19 protein-coding genes are annotated in these 22,762 nt (G+C 40.7%); 8 read left to right on the forward strand and 11 right to left on the reverse strand.

Annotated features, from left to right (window positions below; all coding sequences use genetic code 11):
• Positions 1-633, reverse strand: coding sequence for an XrtA/PEP-CTERM system exopolysaccharide export protein (locus ACFI6J_RS09200; protein ID WP_014977096.1), 633 nt, complete (start codon positions 631-633; stop codon positions 1-3).
• Positions 634-782: 149 nt separating this feature from the next.
• Here ACFI6J_RS09200 and ACFI6J_RS09205 point away from each other — a divergent pair, with 149 nt between their 5' ends.
• The 8 genes from ACFI6J_RS09205 (at position 783) to ACFI6J_RS09240 (ending at position 10,885) form a co-directional block, all read left to right on the forward strand.
• Positions 783-2,195: a TIGR03013 family XrtA/PEP-CTERM system glycosyltransferase gene (locus ACFI6J_RS09205; RefSeq protein WP_462586054.1), complete on the forward strand. Its 1,413-nt coding sequence runs from the start codon at positions 783-785 to the stop codon at positions 2,193-2,195.
• A 2-nt stretch (positions 2,196-2,197) separates the two neighbouring features.
• Positions 2,198-3,037 (forward strand): XrtA system polysaccharide deacetylase, encoded by an 840-nt coding sequence (locus ACFI6J_RS09210; RefSeq protein WP_462586056.1) that lies wholly within the window; start codon positions 2,198-2,200, stop codon positions 3,035-3,037.
• Between the two features lie 37 nt (positions 3,038-3,074).
• Positions 3,075-4,595 carry an exosortase A gene (xrtA, locus tag ACFI6J_RS09215; protein WP_348667577.1) on the forward strand — a complete coding sequence of 507 codons (1,521 nt, stop codon included), beginning with the start codon at positions 3,075-3,077 and terminating at the stop codon, positions 4,593-4,595.
• Positions 4,596-4,731: 136 nt separating this feature from the next.
• On the forward strand, positions 4,732-5,997 hold the full coding sequence (locus ACFI6J_RS09220; RefSeq protein ID WP_462586058.1) for a putative O-glycosylation ligase, exosortase A system-associated: 1,266 nt from the start codon (positions 4,732-4,734) through the stop codon (positions 5,995-5,997).
• Positions 5,998-7,059 carry an acyltransferase family protein gene (locus ACFI6J_RS09225; RefSeq protein WP_348667581.1) on the forward strand — a complete coding sequence of 354 codons (1,062 nt, stop codon included), beginning with the start codon at positions 5,998-6,000 and terminating at the stop codon, positions 7,057-7,059.
• A complete protein-coding gene (locus tag ACFI6J_RS09230; RefSeq protein WP_348667583.1) occupies positions 7,060-8,250 on the forward strand; it encodes a glycosyltransferase family 4 protein in 1,191 nt (396 codons plus the stop codon).
• Positions 8,251-8,273: 23 nt separating this feature from the next.
• Positions 8,274-9,338, forward strand: a complete 1,065-nt coding sequence (locus tag ACFI6J_RS09235) for a polysaccharide pyruvyl transferase family protein (protein WP_416022386.1) — start codon at positions 8,274-8,276, stop codon at positions 9,336-9,338.
• A 98-nt stretch (positions 9,339-9,436) separates the two neighbouring features.
• On the forward strand, positions 9,437-10,885 hold the full coding sequence (locus ACFI6J_RS09240; protein WP_348667585.1) for an oligosaccharide flippase family protein: 1,449 nt from the start codon (positions 9,437-9,439) through the stop codon (positions 10,883-10,885).
• 106 nt (positions 10,886-10,991) lie between these two features.
• Here ACFI6J_RS09240 and ACFI6J_RS09245 read toward each other — a convergent pair whose 3' ends face one another.
• From ACFI6J_RS09245 to ACFI6J_RS09290, 10 genes are all read right to left on the reverse strand, one after another.
• Complete coding sequence (locus tag ACFI6J_RS09245) at positions 10,992-11,915, reverse strand: polysaccharide pyruvyl transferase family protein (RefSeq protein WP_348667587.1); 924 nt, start codon at positions 11,913-11,915, stop codon at positions 10,992-10,994.
• Positions 11,912-13,234 (reverse strand): glycosyltransferase, encoded by a 1,323-nt coding sequence (locus ACFI6J_RS09250; protein WP_416022383.1) that lies wholly within the window; start codon positions 13,232-13,234, stop codon positions 11,912-11,914. Before ACFI6J_RS09250 ends, ACFI6J_RS09245 begins: the two co-directional genes overlap by 4 nt.
• Before the next feature lie 2 nt (positions 13,235-13,236).
• A complete protein-coding gene (locus ACFI6J_RS09255) occupies positions 13,237-14,136 on the reverse strand; it encodes a glycosyltransferase family 2 protein (protein WP_435786754.1) in 900 nt (299 codons plus the stop codon).
• Positions 14,123-15,445 carry a hypothetical protein gene (locus ACFI6J_RS09260; protein WP_371342549.1) on the reverse strand — a complete coding sequence of 441 codons (1,323 nt, stop codon included), beginning with the start codon at positions 15,443-15,445 and terminating at the stop codon, positions 14,123-14,125. The genes ACFI6J_RS09255 and ACFI6J_RS09260 overlap by 14 nt, the downstream gene beginning before the upstream one ends.
• Positions 15,446-15,516: 71 nt before the next feature.
• On the reverse strand, positions 15,517-16,626 hold the full coding sequence (locus ACFI6J_RS09265; protein WP_275444200.1) for a glycosyltransferase family 4 protein: 1,110 nt from the start codon (positions 16,624-16,626) through the stop codon (positions 15,517-15,519).
• A complete protein-coding gene (locus ACFI6J_RS09270) occupies positions 16,623-17,687 on the reverse strand; it encodes an acyltransferase family protein (protein WP_239300763.1) in 1,065 nt (354 codons plus the stop codon). Before ACFI6J_RS09270 ends, ACFI6J_RS09265 begins: the two co-directional genes overlap by 4 nt.
• Positions 17,677-19,557, reverse strand: a complete 1,881-nt coding sequence (gene asnB, locus ACFI6J_RS09275; RefSeq protein ID WP_371342551.1) for an asparagine synthase (glutamine-hydrolyzing) — start codon at positions 19,555-19,557, stop codon at positions 17,677-17,679. Before asnB ends, ACFI6J_RS09270 begins: the two co-directional genes overlap by 11 nt.
• Positions 19,558-19,569: 12 nt before the next feature.
• Positions 19,570-20,643, reverse strand: coding sequence for a GNAT family N-acetyltransferase (locus tag ACFI6J_RS09280; protein WP_283626615.1), 1,074 nt, complete (start codon positions 20,641-20,643; stop codon positions 19,570-19,572).
• Positions 20,643-21,659 (reverse strand): polysaccharide deacetylase family protein, encoded by a 1,017-nt coding sequence (locus ACFI6J_RS09285; RefSeq protein ID WP_283626614.1) that lies wholly within the window; start codon positions 21,657-21,659, stop codon positions 20,643-20,645. Before ACFI6J_RS09285 ends, ACFI6J_RS09280 begins: the two co-directional genes overlap by 1 nt.
• The gene (locus tag ACFI6J_RS09290; protein WP_020743977.1) at positions 21,652-22,761 is read right to left on the reverse strand and encodes a glycosyltransferase; all 1,110 of its coding nucleotides are present in this window, start codon (positions 22,759-22,761) and stop codon (positions 21,652-21,654) included. The genes ACFI6J_RS09285 and ACFI6J_RS09290 overlap by 8 nt, the downstream gene beginning before the upstream one ends.
• Between the last annotated feature and the right edge of the window lies 1 nt (position 22,762).

Raw genomic sequence — 22,762 nt, forward strand, 5'->3', positions numbered from 1 at the left:
CTAGAACCAAGCTTCTGGAATAATTACAATATCACCAGGTAGCATATCTACATTTTTTGAGATATCACCATCTCTAATCAAATCGTCAATGTTTATTTCGAACGTTTTTTGTTTTCCGGCGATTACTCGAACCAGTTTCGCGTTATTTCCGTCTGCAAATTCCGTTAAACCACCTACGGCTATCATTAAATCCAGTAACGTCATGTGCTCGGAGTAACTTACCGCACTTGGATTTGTGGCTTCACCAATCACGCGAACCTGTTCACTCAAAGGTCCAGTGAAGTTGTTCACACTTACCGTCACTCTCGGGTTGTTTATGTAGGTAGAAAGCTGTTCTTCTATTTCCCTTGCAAGCATTGTTGGCGTTCTACCAGCCACATCAATATCTTCCACTAGAGAAGTGGTCACCTTTCCGTCCGGTCGAACAATAAAATTGCCAGAAACCTCTGGGTTTCTCCAAACAAAAATAGTTAGGGAATCACCTGGGCCAATTAAATATTGGTAATCATTAACATTGGTAGTTAGTGAAGGTCGGGTAGTTGCTTCAGGCAGAGTGCCAGTGTTACTGCAACCATTAAGACCGATAAGTAAAAGTGGAGCACAGCACGTTATTAGTTTTTTAAAGCGGAACATAAGAGATCATCCTACACTCATTATGGTTAATTTATGGCTTTTGCCGTTTACCCTACGGTAAATGTCACTATAATGCCAATAACAATTGTAGTCTATTGGAATAAATCCCTTTATGATGGGAAAAACGCCGCAGTTTTAGGGGGCCAGGGGTGGCAGTAAACAAGCGCAATCAAAATAAACGCTCAAATATACTAGTAATAACAGAAGCGTTGCTCATTGCTTACATGGGCTATATTTCTCACTTTATCCTTACGCAAATTGGAATGTCGCCGAATGTGGCGGTGGAAAAACTGATAATCAACGTAGGAATGCTTACAGTTTCAATATTGTTGTGTTCGTTATCCGTTGGGTTGTATGAAGCGAAGTTAAGAGAAACTTTCCGGGGTATCATCCGTCGCATATTCGTAAGCGTGGGACTGAGTTATTTTTTAGTCGAAGTGCTAAGTCGAGCATTTTTTGATGACTTGGTTATGGATTCTTATTTCCTGCCGGCATCAGTTTGTTCAATTATTATAACCTTAGTTGTTTTCAGGTATTTCACAAACCGTCTTGGCTTGTTAGGCCTAGGGAAAGTGCGCATATTAGTCCTTGGGGCAGGGGAGAGAGCTTCAATTATTGAAAAGCGTATGCGCAGAGATGTGGATAGAATTGGGTTTGAGCTTGTAGGGTTCATCCCCATTCCAGGAGACAATCGCGAAGACGGAATTCGAAAAGAGAAGATTATTCATCTTAAGGTAGACGAGAGTTTTCAGCAGTTCATTACAGATAATGAAATAGAAGAAATAGTTATTGCTTGCGACCAACGTCGTGGAACGCTTCCTGTAGAAGTGCTTTTTGACTGCAGGCTGAGAGGGATTGAAGTTACCGAGCTTTTAGATTTCATGGAGCGAGAAACAGGGCAAATAGTGGTAAACCTGATGTACCCGAGTTGGGTCATTTATTCTAATGGATTCCAAAGCCAGAATTATTTGCGAGACGCGCTAGATTACACCCTCAACGCGTTCCTAGCGTTCATCATATTCCTCTTTGTTTGGCCAATTATGCTGATTACCGCGTTCATTATTTATTGCGATGATGGCAGACGTACAGGTGTGTCCGTTTTCTATAAGCAAGAGCGAGTGGGGTTAAACGGAAAGCTTTTCAAAATAATTAAATTCAGAAGTATGCGACCTGATGCCGAAAAAGATGGCGCTAAATGGGCAAGCAAGAATGATGATCGCGTTACTCGTATTGGCCACTTTATTAGAAAGTACCGCGTAGACGAATTACCACAGCTTTTGAATGTGTTTAGAGGTGAAATGGCATTTATCGGACCTCGCCCAGAAAGACCGCAATTTGTAGAGCAGCTTGTACGTGAAGTGCCCTATTACAATCAGCGTCATAACGTTAAACCAGGTTTAGCTGGCTGGGCACAGCTTAATTACCCTTATGGCGCCAGCGTTGAAGATTCAATGGAAAAGCTGAAGTTCGATCTTTATTACGTAAAACACCAAAGTTTGCTGTTAGATATTTTGATACTCATCCGTACGGTTGAAATTGTACTGTTTGGCAAAGGGCGATAATCATGAAGCTAGATAATCGACTTAATGCCATGACAGTAGATGTGGAAGACTACTTTCAAGTTTCTGCCTTTGAAGGCGTAGTAGACAAAAGCGACTGGGACTCTATAGGCTTGAGAGTGGGAGATAATACCCATCGCCTTCTAGATTTGTTTGCTGAAAATGACGTTAAATCGACATTTTTTACGTTAGGCTGGGTGGCGCAGCGCTGCCCAGATGTTATCAAACGGATAGTAAGTGAAGGTCACGAGCTAGCGAGTCATGGACTAGCGCATCAGCGCGCTACAACGATGACCGAGCAAGAGCTTTTCAATGATATTAAGCAAAGTAAAGATATTCTTGAAGATATAGGCGGTGTGGCGTTAAAAGGCTATAGAGCGCCGAGTTTTTCTATCAATGACTCGAACACGTGGGCGTACGATATTTTAAAGGAGCTCGGCTTTGTTTATTCTTCTAGTACTTATCCAATCAACCACGATCTCTATGGTGTACCAGATTGGCCTCGCTTTAAATACAAACGTGAGAATGGTCTGATAGAGATTCCAATACCAACAGTTCGCAAGAAAGGAACAAATATTGGGATTGGTGGTGGCGGTTATTTTCGTCTTTATCCTTATTGGTTATCTAAACGCCGTATCTCTGAGTTCATGCAATCTGAAAGTGCGCCATATAGTTTCTATTTTCATCCCTGGGAAATAGACGCGGATCAACCAAAATTTAGTTCTGCACCTTGGAAGTCTAAAGCTCGTCACTACATCAACTTGTCAAGAATGGAAGGCAAAGTAGAAAAGCTACTTAAAGACTTTAACTGGGTAACAATGCAGCAAGCTTACGAGATAAAATAAACGAACCGCGTTTTAAAAAAAGAGCAAGGATAAACTCATGAGTAACAGTGAAGCTCTCGATGCCAGCGTTGACGGAAGGGATATGTCTTTCAAAGTGAATAAAACGTTTTATTTTAGCTGCTTTGTACTACTGTCTTTGTGGGTTGTTTTTTGTTGGAAAGGCCTCTCCACTGTTATTCAAATTTGGTACGTGAATGAAATCTTCAACCATGGCTTTTTTATTGTACCTGGAGCTTTCTACCTTATTTATTTAAAGCGACGAGTACTTTTTACACAGCCAATAAAGCCAGCTCCATTAGCATTTATATTCATAATTCCTACACTTTTCCTTTATGTGATCGGTATTGTTGGCGATGTTCAACTTTTTTTACATGCAGCTACCTTTGCATTGTTACCTTTACTCATGTGGCTGATGCTTGGGACTCAGGCGGCGAGAACAATTCTATTCCCACTTATTTTTATGTTGTTTAGTGTTCCTGTAGGAGAGCAACTCGTACCTTATCTTCAAGAAATTGCTGCAGACGGAGCCGTAGCGCTACTGCGCTTAACAGGTGTTCCACTATTTCGAAGCGGTTTATATATAGAAATTCCTCAAGGGCGGTTCTTAGTAGCGGAAGCATGCTCTGGCGTAAGCTTTTTTATCGCAAGCTTTGTAATAGGTAGCTTATACGCTTACTTGAACTTGGTGACTAAAACACGAAGAGCTTTATTTGTAGCGACCTCTTTAATCTTTCCTATATTAGCGAATATCGTTCGAGTTTATGGCATTATTTTAATAGCTTACTGGACTGATATGGAGCATGCAGCAGGAGCTGACCATCTTATATACGGTTGGTTTTTCTTTGCTTTTGTAATCGTATGCCTCTTAGGCATAGGTGAACTTATGAGAGAGGAAAAAACACAATTAGAAGAAGGTCTACCTCCTATGAATGAGAAAGTGCGAGTTTCTCTATTCGTTGTTATTACATGTTGTGCACTAATAATTGTTTTCTTTGGCCTGTACAACCTTATACAAGTGCAAAACAAAGATAGTGAACATGTCATGGTCAATTTATCAGCATTGTCGGATGACTCTTGTAATCAGTTTGGTAAGTTTGCGGTATTAAACAATCCTACATTTGAGAAACAAGTAGCATTAAAGCATAGCAATTGTAATTCAAGTATCTTAGTTGCTTATTTCAATGAAGAGAATAGTGAGCTTGCGAGCTACTTGAATCGTGACTTCGATCCTTCAAAGTATTCGTTAGAAGAATCGTTTAGTCTTCCTTTAAAGCAATACAGTGTTTCTGTATCGAATGTTGTGAGCCCTTCTGGAGAAAAGCTGACAATCTACAAATGGTATGTAGTTGATTCGAGAGTTTATTCAACTCAGGAAAGATTAAAGCTTCAACAAATTATAAACAAATTGCTTTTCAGGCCACATAGGGGAGAAATTTGGTTGTTTGCAACGGCAAACTCAGACAGTTTTGCTGCGAAAAAACTCCCAAGCCTCATAGAGTACTCGGTTAAACGTAAACTTACAAAACAGCGGAATTCGGAGCTTGTATCATGGGAGTAGACAGCCTTTCAACACTGATTCATTTCTTTGTAATGATGATGATAATAGTTTTTTATATGAAGCTTGAAAAAAAAAGTAGTACTACAAAGACAAGTAAAAACGAAAATAAAGAAAAAAAATAATAAGAGACTAGTTGATGGTTACAGATATTTTCATGAGCTTAATTTTATTAGCTCTGATGTTTTATTCTTTTACTCGGCCGCATGTAGCCGCCTGTTTGGCAGTGTGGATAAACCTTGTTAAACCTCAGAACACTTCTTTTGCCTTCTTGGCCGGGCAGCCACTTTCTTTAATTACTACGGCATTATTCTTTTTAGTTTTAATTTTTAATTTCAATAAGCTGCGTGTTCCCAAAAGTAAATCATATCACTTTATTATGATAGGTTTTATGGTTTGGGTAACGGTAGCTTCATTTCTCGGTGAATATCAAAACGTCGTCTGGATTAAGTACGACTTTGTAATAAAAACACTTATTTTTGCTTACTTTATTCCTTTTACTTTAACTAAAAGAACTCATGTAGAGATGTTTCTTTGGATCTGTGTTGCTTCTTTTGGGTTATTCCTTTTCATGGCTGGGATAAAAACCTTATTAGGGGGGGGAGGTTACGGGGTTTCACTTATCGGAATCGGTGGGTTTATGTATTCAGAAGGCTCTACACTGGCAACGCTAGCAGTGTGCCTAATACCTTTGTTTGTTGCTTTAAAGTCATCCTCAAAAATTGCACAGTCATGGAGTGCTTTTCGCTGGCTAACTTTAGCTTATTCTGCTCTATCTTTACTCACGGTTGTTGGAACTCAAGCTAGAACGGGGCTAGTAGCGTTAGCTGCGTATATAGGATTACTTCTGAAAAAGCACAAGATAAACTTTAAAGTGTTTCTGGCTATATGTATGATTCCTTTGCTTATTTATGCAATTGCGCCCAAGTCTTGGTTTCATCGCATGTCGTCTATTGAAGACGCTACTACATCTGAAAAGTCAGCGATAGGTCGAATTGTAGTGTGGAGATGGACATTGGACTATGTTTCTGAAAGGCCTCTTTTTGGAGGAGGCTTTTACAGCTACAACGCGAATGCTGGTATTTTACACCACTATCAGCAAGGGGATGAAGTAGAAATAAAGCAGCAAGGGGGCAAAGCATTCCATAATATATTCTTTGAAGTGCTTGGCGAGACCGGTTACGGGGGTCTATTTCTATTTCTGTCAATTTTATTGCATACAATTTTGCTCAACAGAAGGACTATTAAGCGGTTGGGTGGAGAAGTTGGGGTCATTGGCGGTGCATTAAGCCATTCTTTAATTATTTATTGTGTCGGTGGTCTCTTCATTGGCGTAGCGTTTTATCCATGGATCTATTATCTATATGGAGTCTCTCTAGCTCTAAGTACAGTAGAAGAGTCGTAAATGAATTACCTAACTTCAATAAGAGGAATCGCTGCATTCTTTGTCGTTCTCTATCATATAAAGCATTGGTTGGTAGCTTACAATGTTCCGCAGTTTATTAGTATATTCTTTGAAAAGGGCTACTTAGCGGTAGATTTCTTTTTTCTACTGAGTGGTTTCATTATTTCTTTCAACTATATGAAACACTTTTTGGGTGATGACAGTTGGCAGGCTAAAAAAGTCTTTATAATTAAACGAATAGCTAGAATTTATCCGCTACACGTTTTTGTTCTTTTGATCTATCTTAGCATTCCTCTTGCATTATATTTAACAGGTAGGGCATTACCCGAAGGGGCATTTACCGCTGAAAGCTTCTTCATCAAACTGATGCTTTTAGATCTGTGGATTATAAGCACCGATTTTTGGTCAATGTGGAATACACCGTCATGGACAATCAGCGGAGAGTTTTTTGCTTATTTGGCTTTTGCATTTACTGCTGGTTTTATTGCAAAGTTCCGACGCTACGCAGTTATTGCCTTATTAGTTTCGCTAAGCATCACAGCTGTTGCCTACACGGTAATTGGAGCTCGCTCATTGGGCGACAATATAGGCGACCTAGGCCTCCTTCGTTGCGTTTCTGGTTTCTTCAACGGAATGTGCCTTTATATCATCTATAACAGATTGAAAGATAAAGAGATGTCTTTTGGAAACTGGCTTTTTTGTATCTCCTTCTTGTTTTTCTATGGATTAATTCTTACTACTACCGCCAATCATTTTTACGCGCCTGGGTTATTCTTTTGTATGCTTTTAGGACTTCTTTTGTCTAAAGGGCCAATTCACAGGCTGCTTGAGCTTAAACCTTTTATATGGCTTGGTGACATATCTTACTCCGTCTATTTAAGTCATACCTTTTTACTCAATTGGTTTGTCATGCTATCTATGGAAGACAGTCAAAATGCATCCATTTTTAATATTTTCGCTTATATCGCAATAGTGCTAATTTTTTCTACAATGTGTTATCGGCTTGTTGAAGTCCCTGGGCGTCGTTTGATTTCACGAAAATTTGCTACTAAGGGTACTTAAATGGGTGAAAGACTAAAACCAGTAAATACTTCTATGCGATACAGAATCGGAGTTGATGCTCGATTTGTTTTACGCCCACTAAGGGGTATGCCTCAATATGTATATATGCTTTGCCAGTGCTTGCCGAAGGTGATGCCAAATGTCGATTTTTACTTTTTCATTAATCGGCAGTTTGAATACAATGATGAGATTTCACACTACGAACAACGTTTAAATCGTTTTTCTAAATTTCCGAACGTAACTTTAGTTAATATCGACGCTGAGACAGAGATGCTTTGGGAGCAGTGGTTGTTACCCACGCAACTAAAAAAATACAAAATCAACCTTCTTCACATGCCAGGTAATAGAGTTTGTTTGCTGTCTCGCGTTAAACAAATAACCACAACTCATGATTTAATGGAGTGGCATTCTCTTAATATTTTTCGATACTATAAAGGCCGAACTTTAAAAGAGAATTTTTATTTTATAAGACAGAAGGCGTATTTGTGGGCAGTGTATAGGTTAGGTTTAGTTTTTTCTGACCATATTTTGACCATATCAAATTATTCGAAGGGCGATATCACGAGTACTTTTCCTACATTAAAGGGCAAAGTTTCTTATGTTTACCATGGTATTCCTAAAGGCTTCGAGCCACCTGCGAATCCAGTTTTGAAGAAAGGCGTTCTCATGCTTGGCGGCGACAGTCATCAGAAGAATCCAGAGAACATGTTAAAAGCATGGGCGCAGTTACCTAAAGAGTTGAAGAAAGCACATCCTCTCACTATTTTAGGGTTTGTTGGAGGGGAAGACTCTATCATTTCCAAAACCATTCGAGCATTGGGAATTGAAAATGACATTGTTATAAAAGGCTGGGTTACCGAAGACGAGCTTATTCAAGCAATGCAAACTTCAAAGGTGTTTATTTTTGCATCGCGCGAAGAAGGCTTTGGGTTTCCTCTTGTTCAATCAATGGCTTCTGGAACACCAGTAGTAACTTCTGAAGCTGACGTGCTCATAGAGATTGGACAGGATGCGGTTTGTAGTGCAAAAGCTGAAGACTTTTTAGCGCTGAGTTGTGCAGTTCAAAGCCTCCTCACAGACGAACAGCTCTACAATAAAAAAGTACAAAAAGGCTTAATGATTTCTTCCAAGTTTACTTGGGAGCATACCGCCGAACATATTGCGTCTACATATTTGACATTATTGAAATGAATGTAAAAAAAGGAATGTATTTCTTGTTTTCCAAGTTGGTGGAACCTTTGCGATGGCGTTTTGAACTGTATTTTGCTGAAAAATTTGATCTTTATGGATCACTTTCATTTTATCTAAAGCAAAAGTTCTCAAGGAAAAAGAATTTAAAAACTGCGTCTGTCGCTTATATTTATGCAAACAAAAGAAACGTTGGGGACTATATTTCCCATCTTGGTTTAAAAGAAATAGTGGGTAAAGACGGCCCCGACCTCTTTTGTTCTCCTGTATGGTTAAAAGAGTTTAAAGCGCACATTGACCACTTAAAACAGCATAACCCAAATGTGCTGCTGGTAATTGGCGGAGGAGGCCTTTTACAGCCAGTCTTTGAACCTTTTTGGCACGTTGTACTACAAAGTGGCTTGCGTTTCACCGCGCATGGTATTGGCATTAATAAGATGTCTGGAAGAGGGGAAATGAAAGGTGATTTATTTCCTAAAATCGCGAAAGGCGCCGACCATTTAGGCGTGAGAGATGAATATACCTTCAACTTTTTAGAGCAATTTGCACCCAACAAACTAGTTCTTACCGCTTGCCCCTCAATAAACTATCTGGTTCCACGTTACTGGCAATCACAAGCACCTTCTTCAAACGTTCTTTTGCATCTAATCCATCCGTCAGATGTAAGGTTGGCAGGCGCTGACCTAGATACAATATCAAAAAATCTGATGGCTGTAGCTGAAGCTTTGGGGTTGGAATACCAAGAGCATACTAATATGGATTCTTCTCATGTTCGAATGTTGAAAAAGGTAAGTAATGCTCGCGTTATAGTGAGTAGTCGTCTGCACGGCTGTATAATGGGTTTCGGTATGGGAATTCCTTTCTTGCCGTTACTGTGCGATGACAAAATGAAGGCGTTTTTGACATCACACACGGAAGTTGACGGGGTTGATGTTACGCAAGCAGAAGACGCATCTGTTTTGAAGCATAGAGTTGAGTCGCTTCTAGCTGAATGTAGCAGCGACCGAAGTAAGCTTGATGTGAAGCTTGCTGAAAATGCAGAAGCGGGTAGTTACATAAATAGCCTAGCGTCAAAAATCGCCAAAGATTAATCATAAATGCAACAAAGCAGCAAGCCATCGTGTTAATGCAAAAATAATTCGTGGAATTGCGAGCTTTGTTTGAATTCAGCAAATAAGGATTTAAAAGTTTGGACTTAGCAAGAAAAGTGGCCAGCAGTACGTCGCTGATCCTTATTGTTCGATTATTCCAACGCGGCATAGGTATTATTAGCCTGCTGATTCTTGCGCGTTTATTAACGCCCCAAGATTTTGGCGTAGTTGCAATAGCTACAATGCTTGTCTTTCTTTTCGATACATTGTCTGAGGGAGGCACTCAGCAATATATTATTCAGAAGAAGACCCTGGATGATAGCGATATTGTAACGGCATGGACGATTTCAATATTGTCTAAACTCGCGCTGTTTGTTGTGCTGCTTGTACTTACGCCTGTACTGGCCAACTTTTTGAACGCACCAGAAGCTGAATCTGCGATACGCGCTATGGCACTTGTGTTACCAATTTCTGCCTTTGCCAGCCCCCAACTCTTTATGCATAGAAGAGATTTGGAATACGGCATCATTTCTAAAATACTCTTGATTGAGAGAGTTGTGAGTTTCTTAGTTACAGTGGTACTGGCTTTTATTTTAGAGAACTATTGGGCCATGATAATAGGCGTGCTGGCAGCATACACCAGCAAAACACTGCTCTCTCATTGGTATGCGCCTTACCCTCTGAAGTTTTCATTAAGCCGCATAAAAGAGCAAATGAGTTTTTCACTGTGGATGCTCATGCGTTCTATTTTGGGGTACGTGCGCGCCGAGTTCGACGTGATTTTCATTAGTAAAATGTACGGTGCAGATCAGCTTGGTGGTTTTAGCTTAATGAGAAACCTTTCATTCTTACCAAGTAGAGAAATAATCGCTCCTGTATCTAATGTATTCCTAGCAAGCTTTTCTGAAATAAAAAGAAGGGGCGATCCAATTGGAGAGCACATTGTGGTAGTGCTTACCATATTGCTATGTGCAATATTTCCCGTTATCGGTTATCTACACGTTTTTAATCAAGAACTTGTTTCGCTGTTTTTAGGGCTGCAGTGGCTGCCCTTTGCGCACTTATTACCACTATTGGCCATGTTTACGATTACATTTGCTGTATCCACTTTTGTTCAGCAAGGGCTCATTGCAAATGGCGATGTAAAGCTTTTATCTGTTTATGAAATGGTAACACTGAGCTTGTTATTAGGCTTAATTGCATTTTTCTTCTCAGGCAGTATGGAAGAATTTATTATCACAAGGCTAGTATTCTCTTTCGTTGTGCTAGGCATCTTGTTGGTGTTTAGTTCATTACGGTTTGGGCTACCTTTATTCAGCTTACTGTTTATGTGTACGCTGTTGGCCACGGCGTGTTTAGTTTCTGTCTTATTAGCACAAATGTTGAATGGGCAGGGTATACTCTACCTTGTATTAGGGAGTGCGTTGTACTTTGGAGTTTATCTTGCTGCGTGTTTATTTTTTCTATTTTTGTTTAAAAAGCACAAGGTGCTCGAAGAAGTTATCTCCTTACTCTTGCGCTTTATTCGCTCTAGGCGGGCAAGTTGATTTAATGAAGAGTTATTTAGTTGTTAAATCGAATGAGTTGCAGCGTTCCTATTGCTGAGCATACTTAAAGTATGGTCAGCAATAGATAGCTTAATGAATATTGCGCTTATTCTTTCCACACTACGTTTGCGTATTTTCCTTTAAGTGAATACTCGTAAATAGCGCGTATTTTAAAGTAGTTATTACCGTATAGATTTACTTTTTTACCTAACTTAGCCGCCGCAATGGCTACGTGCAGCCTGTTGGTGTTCACCGTTTCAAAGGCGTTAATGTGAGATAAAAAACGAAATGTAGACAGCTTGGCGAGCTTAGGTTCGCATGAACTCAACTCATACAGTGCCGATACGTCAACGTTGTCTGAGGGAATGGGAATGTCAGTTTTTTCAACGTCTATTCTAAATGCATTGAGTTCACCGCTTTGAGGTTTGCTCGGGTAGGGATGACCAAACAGTAATTTTAAAGTGTAGGCAAGGTAGTGCTTCAGCGATATACCAAAATCTTCATTTTTAAAGAGGGCGCGGCGCTTCAATTCTGAACCAACACTACCCAACGCCGATTGGCTGGCAGGTTTTGATAGCATCTTTTCCACATCTGCGCTTAACACCATGTCATCGTGAAGGTATACGTTGGCTCTTGTTACCATTTTGCTAGCAAATTCATAAGAAACTCGTTCTCGACAAAAGAGATGAACGGTTTCAGGAAGCGATTGCAATAACTCTTCTGCACCAAAAAGCGTGTGAGGTAACAATATAAAGGCTTTCACGCGAGAAGCGTATTTTTTGATGTAGTAACCAACACGGCTATTTTCACCACCAAAATTGCCGCCTCCACCATAAACAAGAATATCATTGTCTGAAATATCTTTTTCTGACTGGCAGCATTTGTACTCTATATTGTTTCTTTCAAAAAATTGATACGTTGCACATGCGATAAGTGAGTCACCTGCATTGCCAGGATTGGGAAGGTAGTTTACCTTTCCACCAAGCTGTTGGATTAACACTACCAACTCATCATCTTTCTCTTTATTCATTTTAGTTTCTTTTCAATCCAGCTATAACAATCGTCAAATGCATCCTGCTCTTCATAAAGATAATGCATGCCATGTAAGTCATTCACTTTTACTGCGAGGTTTGAGTGCCATTTTACGTCGCTATTTTGTTCTATTTCGTAGTCTCTTATCACGTCTTGCATCATTTGAGTGGCTACGTCGCAATTCCTGTTGTTTAAAATATACTCTCTTGAAGAGAAGGTTCCCTCATTGTTTAATAAACTCAATACCTTAATTTCAAGATCTTGCTCGTTTGCAAAGTAACCTGTTTGTGCATTTATAAAATCGTATTTTTCACCGTAATTATGGTTTTCTCTCATTATTACCGGTGTATCACACAGCATTCCTTCAATAATCGCCCTGTTGTTACCCTCAAACTTTGACCACAAGACGTTTATTTTTGCCCGCTTATATAATTCAGCGACTTCTTGAGGTGTTATCCATTCGTAAATCTTTACATTGTCAGCAAGCCCCATTTCATCTGCATACGAAAGGATATCAGATTGTGATATGTCACCAGGGTATCCGACTAACACAATCTTGAAGTCGGGCTTTCTTGACACTACGCCCTTCAAAGCTTGGAAAAGTGCTCTGTGACGCTTGTACTTCGCCCATGCAGCCACAACAATTAAATCAATGTCTCTTTCCTCATCTTTAAGGGGGGGAGCGAAATTCTTATAATTTATAAACCAGCTTGGGCCGACCTTAATTGGAATAAGATTTGAATTGAGTGCTTTAACGAAGTTGTAGTCTCTTTCTTCATAGGTTTGAATGAAAATTGGAAACTTTAGCTGCGTGTAAATAAGAATATTCGACTCGCAAAACCCTGCCCAACTAGGCTCTAGAATGAGATGATAATTTTCTAAAATTTCTTCTGCTTTGAAAAAGCGTAGGAACAAAGGGAAGTAGTAACTATAGTTAATAATAATTACGCCTTTCTCAGACCCATTTGGCTTTTTCAGTACGGTGATAATTCCATTTAGCATCTTTTCAGGTTCGGTAAAGAATTCCGCCGTATTTGATAGAGGCTCAACGGCATTAATAAATGCGTCCTGTATTTCGTTTTCATATTGCTTACCGTCAACGAAATACCGTTTAGCGTACTCTACACCTAGTGAGTAACTGCCAGACCACCCCGTTCTGAAAACTGCTGAAACCAGAGCGAACGCCTTACTTCTAGAACCAAGTTTCCATAGTGCAAATGCACATAACCTTACACACGCAACAAGTAGCCCTTTTTTGCTGTTGTGATCGAACTTAATAAATTCTATTAATCGATCCTTACTATGTCCCAACTTCATATTTATCGCTTCTTTTGGGTGATTAAGTTAACAAAAGTTCGCAATATGCGCTTAACGCTCATAGCATTCCCTTTGCATAGAAAAAGATTTAACGAACATTGCAAAGAGAAAAGGTGATCGTTTTTCTCTTCAGCGATATAAGAAAAAATAAGATAAGCACGGCATTTAGCTTCTTTTCTTAATGTGCTGTTTCTCAATTCTTCGTCGTTGAAGGTTTCATCAAGAATTTCGAGATGTACAGGTAATAATGAGCGTGCATTGCGAGACGTAGATTGTGGTTGTACCCTATAATCTAAAAGCACTTCGTTACATAGAACGATTGGATGCTCTTTAGCAATTTGAAGCCATAGTTTCCAGTCTTCCAGCGCCACTAAAGACTCATCAAACCCACAAAAGCTTTTAAAAATATCCGACTTAATTAAAAGTGATGAAGTAGTGATAAAATTTTCGACAGCTAAATGCGCGAATATATTTTCGTCATAAAGGTGGCTGTAAGTAGAGCGGTAAACCGTTTTGTCCTCGTATCCCAGACCTACATATTGCGAGTCGCAGTGCGACCATACCGCGTCTCCAATTGTATCTAATTGGCGTTCAAGCTTGTTTGCATACCATACGTCGTCCGAGTCACAAAATGCGATAAAATCGCCCGTAGACTTCGAAATAGCATTGTTGCGGGCCGCAGAAACACCTTGATTTTTTTGTCTCATAGCAATTATGCGGTCGTCACGTTCTGACCATGCATTTATAATGGTCCACGTCTCATCTGTGGAACCATCGTCAATCACTATAAGCTCAATATTTCGGTGAGTTTGATTCAGCACACTGCTTATTGATTCTTCTACGTAGTGAGAAGAATTATAAGCAGGCATAATGACACTCACTTTTTGATTATTTTGTTTCATTTTTTAGTGTGGATACTTTACGTTTATAGGTAAGAAACAAAGGTGGTCTAGCATATTTTCCAAGCGTGTCGCCTTTTGTTAAGGAAATAAATAGCCTTCCTTGCTCAGCATCATAGTCGGCTCCACCTATTGCCAATCCTTTGTACCTTGCGGGCAAAGGAAACTTGCCGTGTTCGTAAGGTTGAAGATTGTAGGGCATTGTTAAATTAAGCTTGGCTTTCAGTAAATCTACCACGTCCCATGCCCAATAAAAACTATAGTAATCAGATGCATCGTATGGGCATGGACCTCCGCATTTATGTCCATTGTTTTGCTCGATTTTATAGCCAATACCACTTTCGTGACCAGCTGATTTACCCAGTGTCAAATAAGTGCGTGTACCAGGGATAATGAAACCAAAAGAGGCCCCCGAAGACAGTGTCCACATTTTGTTTAACCCGTCTTCATTAATACTTAAGGGTTTAAATTCCGGTTGATATTCATATACGCTGTGGTCGTAAAGTGGGTTTTTCATGGAAAAGTCGAGCAGGGCCTGTGTTTGAACAAACCCTGACGGACCGTAAATAACATCTTTTCTGGGGTTAAAGGCAAATGCCGTCGGGCCAATAGACAACCTAGAGGATATCGCTGCGTTAGATTGTGAGCCCGTGATGTGCGAAGCGTCAAAAAGGTCGGTTAAATTAGACGGAATTTCGCTTAACCAGCCAGCTGCATGAGCTGCGCCTTGTAATTGGTAAGGGCCGTACATTTTGCTCTCAGCAAGGTTATTTGCATTCCATATCATAATGCTCGTATCAGTTTCCGTGGCCGTTGCATCATACCAGTTGATGTAGTTGACCATTAACGCATTATCAATTTGCTTAATGCCAGTAATGCGAAAGTAACCCCCAATACCTGTTGAAACTCTTGGGTTATTTATTAGCGGAATAAAGTTCTGCAGAACAGTTTCGCCTTTCACAAAATCCCTCAAGTCTTCTGACTTTGTTATTGGAGGGATAAGGAATTCACCAATGCCTCCTAATCTTGGGTTGCTAGCCACAAACATCGATTTTTTAGATGTACTAAGACTGAAAATACCCAATGAAAAATCGACAGTTGAATTCTCCGCTTTGCCAGCGCGTTTGGTCGACAGCCGGAAACCGCCTTCGTATTCCCATGCCGAAATGTCAAGTTTAGGAGAATGAATTAATTCGTACGCTTGGTTTACTTGCGTGCATGTTAACAATGCTTTTTTCTGGTTTAGCCCCAGATATTGCGATACTTCTTGTCGTTTATCGTCACATTGCTCACTGGCAGAAGCTTTAGTCACAGAGGTTGAACCAAAAACACTAACCACAATTAGCAGGAGGAGTTGAGTCGAATGTTTTGTCAAACACATAGTTATCTTCCTGTTATTTCCCGATAAAGGTGAGCGTATTGTGCCACCATATTCGTCGCATTAAACTTTTCGCAAAATACCCTATAGCCATTGGCCCCCATTTCTTTGAGAGACATGGGGGATGAGCAAAGTGTATTGATAGCGCTAGTGAATGCCTTCTGATTTGCGTTTTCTGTAACCAGGCCAGTTTGTTGATGCTCAACAATCTCGGAATTTCCACCTGCATCGGTAACAATACAAGGCTTAGACAATGACATAGCTTCAAGCAGCGTCATGGATGTGCCTTCACTCAACGAAGAAAGTAGAAAAATATCCATAATGGCAAGATGGTGGCTTGGATCTTTTATATAACCAGTAAAGCGCACATGGTCTTCAATTCCTTCTTTTTGCACAAGTGCTTCAAGTGTTGGTCGCATTTCACCGTCTCCAACAAGTACAAGAATTAAATTTTGATTTTCTTTCAAAGCTGCTGAAAATGCTTTTATCATCATTTCTTGATTTTTAATCGGGTCAAAACGCGCTATCGTGCCAAGGACAATACTCTCTTCTGGAATGGCTAATTCGCTTTTTGTAATGGCCTTTATTGTATTATCGACTTGAAGTGATTTAATGCCGTTATAAATAACGTCTATTCGTGCTTTAGGAATAAACTCATATTCTTCGAGCGCGTCTTTGGTGGCGTGCGAGATTGCAGTTGCCTTTTTAGTTGCTCTCATTAGAACTGGGTTTACAAGCTGGCGTTTCCAGCTCGTTGAATCAGGGTAAAATCTGCCGTGTTCTGTGAAAATAACTTTGGCTTTAGTGAACAATGAGGCAAGCGTGCCGTAAACCCAAGGAGTATACTGATGGCAATGCACGACGTCGATGTCATAGTGCTCGATATGCCGTTTTAACGATTTAATAAGCGAAGTGTCAAAGCCAGGTTGACGATGAGCGGTAGAGATATCCGTGCCAGCTTTTCTCAGCTCTTCTCCCCAAGGTCCTAAAGGCTCTTCAATACAGAATATCGACATCGCAATGGAACGATCAGAATTGCCGTCAATAATATTCTTTATTACCATTTCAGTGCCGCCAATACGCATGTCATAGGTAACGTGTAGAACTTTAATCATATACCTTCCATCTTCATCTTTTGAGTTCTATCGTTGTGCGCACGGGACTGCGAAAACGAAAACTTAGAGCGAGACTTCATAAAAGGCAACTCTACGAAGCGATACAGACACTCAGACAACAGCAGAGTAATAAACAACGCCGCTACGTAGTAGATTGAAAAAGCAGTGTTGTTAAGGTCGAGTTTATTTAATACTGCAAGTGCGTCAACGTGCAATAAGTACATGGCATAAGAACGTGTAGATATGTGCATGACAGCGCGCGACGCTATACCTGTTGGATTGAAGTTGGTTTGCTCGCCCCAGACAATCCAAATCCCAAACATGAATGCAAGCCCCAAGCTGCTAGGGTCACCGATTTCCCACTCACGATTGTACCTGGCGATATAGAAAAACGCGTAGGCTGCAATTGAAGCAATAAAAAAAACGTTAATTTTTTTCTGTGCTTCACCCCAAACATGCTGCCTGTAGTGCTTCAAATAAGCTAGTAATACACCCATCGCACAACAATCTAACCTAACGTGAGTTTCGGTATGAGAGGAGTAAAGTTCGAGGTAACGAAAAATAGAAGGGCAAACTAATAACGTTAATAAGACGAAAACTTGATACTTTTTGTCGAGAGCTAATGTAAGTACGAACAATGGGGCAATAAATAAGTAAAATTGCTCTTCCACGGATAAAGACCAACTTACATAGAAAACACTAAGATCACCAAGGTAGTTTTGCAAAAAGAACAGATGAGGCCAGGGAAAAGAGAAATCTTCTTTTGTTAAGTAAAGCTGTAAAATAGTGACAAGTAGCACAGCATAATAAGCTGGCATAGTTCGCATCCACCGCCTGATCCAAAAGCGCGGTACATCAATATCACCAAATTTTTTCTTTTCCAGCAATAATTGGTTGCCTATTAGCCAGCCTGACAACACAAAGAAAAGGTCCACGCCAGTTCCTCCGAATTGAAACGGCGCCAAAATGGCAGGTGCACCAAAAGCTAAAATGCTGTGTGCGGTAAACACTAACATAATGGCGAGAGCTCTAAAGCAATCCAATGAAAAATTACGCTGCATATTTTGCAAACCACATTTGATACATCAACATACTCCACAGCACTATGCCGTGATCGGCTTTGCGTGTTTGATGCTCGTGCCAAAGTTTGTTTATTACACGGCTATCAAATACGTCATTTAGTCCACACTGAGCACGAAGAAGTCGAGATTCAGATAGCTCTTTTAGCTCTCCTCTAAACCACTCATCTAATGGCGTGCTGAAGCCCATTTTCTTTCTATACAGCAGTGAATCGGGGATAAAAGGCTTAAAGACTTCTTTAAGTAAGTATTTTTTCTCACCGTCGCGATATTTCTGTGAAGAGGGTAGGGTAGCGGCGAACTCTGCAACTTGGTAATCCAGAATCGGCGCCCTTACTTCTAACGAATTTGCCATACTCATGCGATCAACTTTCACAAGGATATCGCCTGTCATGTAGGTCTTGATGTCGGTGTAAAGAATTTTGCTTAAATGATCCGGACCGTCGGCTTTGTTATACATGTCTAAGGTATATTGACTAGGATGGTAATCGGCGAGCTGCTGTGCAACCTCAGGCTTAACTAAGCTTTGCCACATTTCATCTGTCATCATGCTGTTAGTGATATAAAAGCCCATCGCCGGTTCGTGAGACAAGCTCGTAAGCAACGACTTGGCTTTTTTTCCGACCGTGCCAGGCACTTTTCCTGCCAATTTCGCTAAATGTGGAAAAACGGATTTTCGTACCGATTCGGGGAATTTGCTTCTTAGCTTGTTTTCGACATCGTCAATCGAGTACTTTTCGTAGCCAGCGAACATCTCATCGCCGCCGTCTCCCGCGAGCGCAACGGTTACAGCCTTTCTTGCCAGTTCCGAAACGAAGAAGGTCGGCACTAACGAGGGGTCAGCAAAAGGTTCATCAAAAAAGCTCACGATATGTTCTAGTCTGTCGCTAACGTTTTGGTGAACGGTAAATTCATGGTGCTCTGTTTCGTATTTTTCAGCTATTTCACGAGCGAAATCCGCTTCGTTAAATGCTTTATCATCAAATCCTATGGTACAGGTTTTTACTGGAGTTTCGCTGGCTTGTGCCATCATAGCGACAACACCCGAGCTATCCACACCGCCGCTTAAGAAAGCGCCAAGCGGAACATCACTGATCATTCTTTGTTTAGTGACTTTTTCAAGTAAGGTCTTTAACTGCGCTTTATTGGCATCTTCACTGGCACTTGTGGTGTTTTTAAAGCTCAAATCCCAATATTCATGAATGCTGAAACCGTCTTTATTAAGAATTAAATAATGAGCAGGTGGTAACTTGTGAATGTGCTTAAAAATACTCTTTGGGTCGGGAACGTATTGATACGCAAAGAAGTCATATACGGCGTCTAAGCGAATTTCCCTTGGAATGTTCTTCAACGCCAATATAGCTTTAATCTCAGAGCCAAACGCAAATCGACCATTATCATTAAAATAGTAAAGGGGTTTTTTACCTAATCGATCTCGTGCAATAAACAGTTCTTGCTTGTTTTTGTCCCACAGAGCAAAGGCAAACATTCCGTTTAGTTTATCTAAACACTTGGTTCCTTCGCGTGCATATAGCTCTAAAATAACTTCGGTATCTGTATGGCTTTTAAATGTAACACCGTCGTTTTCAAGCTCGGCTCGCAATTCAAGGAAGTTGTAGATCTCGCCATTAAAAACAATAACCAAGTCACCCTCTTTCGAGTACATGGGCTGATTGCCTGCTTCTGAGAGATCAAGAATACTCAGCCGCCTATGACAAAGGCCGATATGTTCATCGATATACATGCCGCTGGCATCTGGGCCTCTGTGATGAATAGCCTTGTGCATAGCTTCTAATGAAGTTTCACCGCCTTCGTTGAAATTAAAAAGGCTAAATCCTGCAATGCCACACATGAATGGTTATCCCTACAAACTGATATAAGGCCGAAGAATTGACCCAGTTACAATGGTAAATTTTAAGGGAAGTTCACGCCAAATGTTTTCGGCTATTTCTCTTACCCTGCTTGAGCCTGACTTAGCGTCGCTTTTAGCGTCTATCAACTCATTATTTTTATCAAAACTCTGCCAGTTAAGCAGTTGAGGTTCTGCGCCCCATTGTTTTTTAAATTTATATGTGCCTTCTTCAAAGGTTGAGCGGCCAAAGTCAAAAACTTTCACGCCATTGTCGGCGCAATGGGAAAGCAAAGACCAATACAACAACATATTAGGAGCAAGGCGATTGAAGTCACGAAGTGTTGAGGCCCATGGAATAGAAGCGTTGTCACCCGATTTTATGATAACGCCACCACCAATAGGCTGGCCATCGTGATAAACCACGCTAATTAAACTACTTTGACCGTAACTTTTTATAATTGCCTTAAACCATTTTTCGGCATGAACAGGAGAGCCGAGATCTCTCATGTTTTGAGCATATACGTTGTAGAAATCACTTACTAGGACGTTCGATGTGCCTAACTCAAAGGTAAGCCCATTTTTTTCCGCCTTCCTTATTTGGCTGCGTAATTTAGATTTGAAACTTGATAACAGTATTTCACTTGACTCAGGCAGTGGCAAAAGCATACGTACTTTTTTGTTCTCAAACTGGATTTTGTCTAAAGGTAATTGTTCTATACCTCTAATTTCCAATTTTTTTCCTGTTACGTTTCGTATCTGCGCAACAAGAAGCGCACGCATGTCATTTAACACCTTGTCGTTGTCGGCTAAGCCATAGCCTACATCGCAATAAGGTAAAGAACATATTTGCTTGCCCAGCAAAGGTATATTCATTAAAACAGCAGGGAAAACACCAACAACTTGCCCCGTATTAGCACATGTGGCAATAACGCCAAGCATTGAATGACCGTAAGCGGCCTTTACCGCTTCAAGCCACGCAAACTTGTGATAAGCGGAAGCATTTTTGTGTCGTGATACATAGGCATCCCACAAAGGTTTGTCGCTGGCTGACGCTATTCGTAACTTTGTATTTTGTTGTGCCGTCATTAATTTTGCTCACCTTTAATAACACCGCTTGAAGCGCTGCGGTTACTTAAATGCACCTTGGCTTCTGAGATAGTACAAAATTTAACATTGGCATTTTTCGCTAAGTGTTGCGTAACAACCTCAATGCGCTGGCATATTGTTTCAAATGCATTTGGCCCGTCTAAAAGGCCCGTTGCTCCGTCGATTAAACTAGAGCTGTGTAAGTACATATGAATAATGGGTTGTTTTTTCTGAATACTTTGATCGACTAACGCAAGCATGTCTTCGATTTCGGTAAGCTCTGGACTCAAATAAATCTTTCTTAAAAGTTTACTGTGCCAAAGCAGACCGACAGATTTAACCCAATTAAAGGGCGGTTTAGATAGTCGATTGTGAATGCGTTCACCAAGAGAGAAGTTTTGAATATTAAACCCTGCGGTAACAGGGATCTCAAGCAGTTGACGCTGCTCTCCAGGAGCCAATGCGTTGTCAAACGAAGGCCAATAAGGCGATTCTGGTGCACCTAGGCAGCTAAAATAGTCGTTCCTGTAAAAAGGATAAACGCTTGAATCTACTACATAGCCTCTTGATGCAAGTAATCTAAGCATTTTGGCACTTACGCCCCATCGCCCGCTTCTAAAGGACTGTGGGCGAACGCCTATTTCGTCGTGTAAAAGGGCGTTTAGTGCATCGAGTTTTTGCTCTACTTGCTCTAAAGGAAGGTTTATTACGTGAGATTCCGCTTCGGTTGTCTTACCGAAATAGGGAGGGTTACACCAAGGGTGTAGATGTGCTCCAATTTCCGCGCTGTTAGACTTAGCAAAGGTTCGCAGAGTTTGACTGCCAACATTATTGCTTGCAACGGCGTAATCAACAAAATACGTAGGACGGATACCAAGACTTTCACAGAAAGTTTGAAATGCAGGAAGCTTTTCAACGTTTTCAACTGAACAGTTATGCTGCGGAAACTCTTCGTCCCACTGCCATTCTTCTTCAGTATCAATAGTTAAAACAAATAACACGTCCTGTTTATGCATTTACACTCTCTTTCAGGATTCCTTCGAATAATTCAAGGTATTCATCAGCCATTCTCTTAGCAGAGAAATTGGCTTCTACAAACGACTTTGAGTTTTGAGCTAGTGAGGTGGCGAGTGCTTTGTCATCTAGCAGTCTCTCCCAATCTTTCTCAAGCTGCTTGCTGTTGTGAAGAGGAGCCAATAAACCAGACTCGTTGTGTGTTATTAGCTGGTCGATACCCGCAATGTCATAAGCAGACACCGGAATTTCCATGGCGCATGCTTCCATTAAGCAGCGAGGGATGCCTTCAAGCGTCGACGTCATTACGAACAAGTCAAAGTCGCGCAGCAGCTGTAGCCTGTCATTTCTAAAGCCTAAAAAATGAATGTCGCTGGCACTAGCCAGTGTTTTTGAATACGCCTCTAAGCTGGGGCGGTCTTCGCCGTCACCCAGCAGTACTAATTCAATATCTTGACGCTTTTTATATAAAGACTCGAAGCAGTCTAAAATGGCTTTTATATTTTTCCGGCTGATCATTTGGCCCACAAAGCCAATGGTCTTCTTTTCTTTTGGCTTGTCTGTTTTTGTTTGTCTAACGGCTTCTACTTCAGACAAGTCTACGCCATTTTGGATATACTCAAGCTTGTCAGGCGATATATTAAACTTCTCCACATCACTCATTAGTTGCTTAGAAAGTGGAACAACTTTGTCGGCAAAGCGCATCGACTGACACCCTAACCAAATAAAGAGACGGAGTTTCAAGTCGGCAGCATTTTCAAAGCCGTGGGGTGTTACAACACACGGAATACCTGCTTTTCTAGCCGCCATTACGCCCAAAATATCTGACTTATAGCCGTGAGTGTGGATAATATCGATATCTTGTTCTTGAATTAAATCCGCCAATTTCGAAACGGCACGCAGGTCAAAACGACCCTGCATAGGAATGTGGTGAGTTTTTCCTATCGCTTTGAACTGTTTTACTAGCTCTAGCTCTTCTGTACCCGGCTCTAAGGTAACAACAAGTTCACTCGAAACACTATCTGGCAAATGCTTTGATAACGCTAACACCCATCTTTCTGCACCGTAAAAACCGGTTGAACAAATAAACTGTAAAACTTTCATT

The organism is Alteromonas sp. G4i13, from assembly GCF_054960505.1.

Excerpts from the sequence above, each read along its gene's own strand:
- ACFI6J_RS09265 (WP_275444200.1), bottom strand. The coding sequence starts at position 16,626 with ATGATTAAAGTTCTACACGTTACCTATGACATGCGTATTGGCGGCACT.
- ACFI6J_RS09210 (WP_462586056.1), top strand. The coding sequence starts at position 2,198 with ATGAAGCTAGATAATCGACTTAATGCCATGACAGTAGATGTGGAAGAC.
- ACFI6J_RS09290 (WP_020743977.1), bottom strand. The coding sequence starts at position 22,761 with ATGAAAGTTTTACAGTTTATTTGTTCAACCGGTTTTTACGGTGCAGAA.
- ACFI6J_RS09250 (WP_416022383.1), bottom strand. The coding sequence starts at position 13,234 with ATGAAGTTGGGACATAGTAAGGATCGATTAATAGAATTTATTAAGTTC.
- asnB (WP_371342551.1), bottom strand. The coding sequence starts at position 19,557 with ATGTGTGGCATTGCAGGATTTAGCCTTTTTAATTTCAACGAAGGCGGT.
- ACFI6J_RS09255 (WP_435786754.1), bottom strand. The coding sequence starts at position 14,136 with ATGAAACAAAATAATCAAAAAGTGAGTGTCATTATGCCTGCTTATAAT.
- xrtA (WP_348667577.1), top strand. The coding sequence starts at position 3,075 with ATGAGTAACAGTGAAGCTCTCGATGCCAGCGTTGACGGAAGGGATATG.
- ACFI6J_RS09230 (WP_348667583.1), top strand. The coding sequence starts at position 7,060 with ATGGGTGAAAGACTAAAACCAGTAAATACTTCTATGCGATACAGAATC.
- ACFI6J_RS09225 (WP_348667581.1), top strand. The coding sequence starts at position 5,998 with ATGAATTACCTAACTTCAATAAGAGGAATCGCTGCATTCTTTGTCGTT.
- ACFI6J_RS09200 (WP_014977096.1), bottom strand. The coding sequence starts at position 633 with ATGTTCCGCTTTAAAAAACTAATAACGTGCTGTGCTCCACTTTTACTT.
- ACFI6J_RS09280 (WP_283626615.1), bottom strand. The coding sequence starts at position 20,643 with ATGACGGCACAACAAAATACAAAGTTACGAATAGCGTCAGCCAGCGAC.
- ACFI6J_RS09245 (WP_348667587.1), bottom strand. The coding sequence starts at position 11,915 with ATGAATAAAGAGAAAGATGATGAGTTGGTAGTGTTAATCCAACAGCTT.
- ACFI6J_RS09270 (WP_239300763.1), bottom strand. The coding sequence starts at position 17,687 with ATGCAGCGTAATTTTTCATTGGATTGCTTTAGAGCTCTCGCCATTATG.
- ACFI6J_RS09220 (WP_462586058.1), top strand. The coding sequence starts at position 4,732 with ATGGTTACAGATATTTTCATGAGCTTAATTTTATTAGCTCTGATGTTT.
- ACFI6J_RS09285 (WP_283626614.1), bottom strand. The coding sequence starts at position 21,659 with ATGCATAAACAGGACGTGTTATTTGTTTTAACTATTGATACTGAAGAA.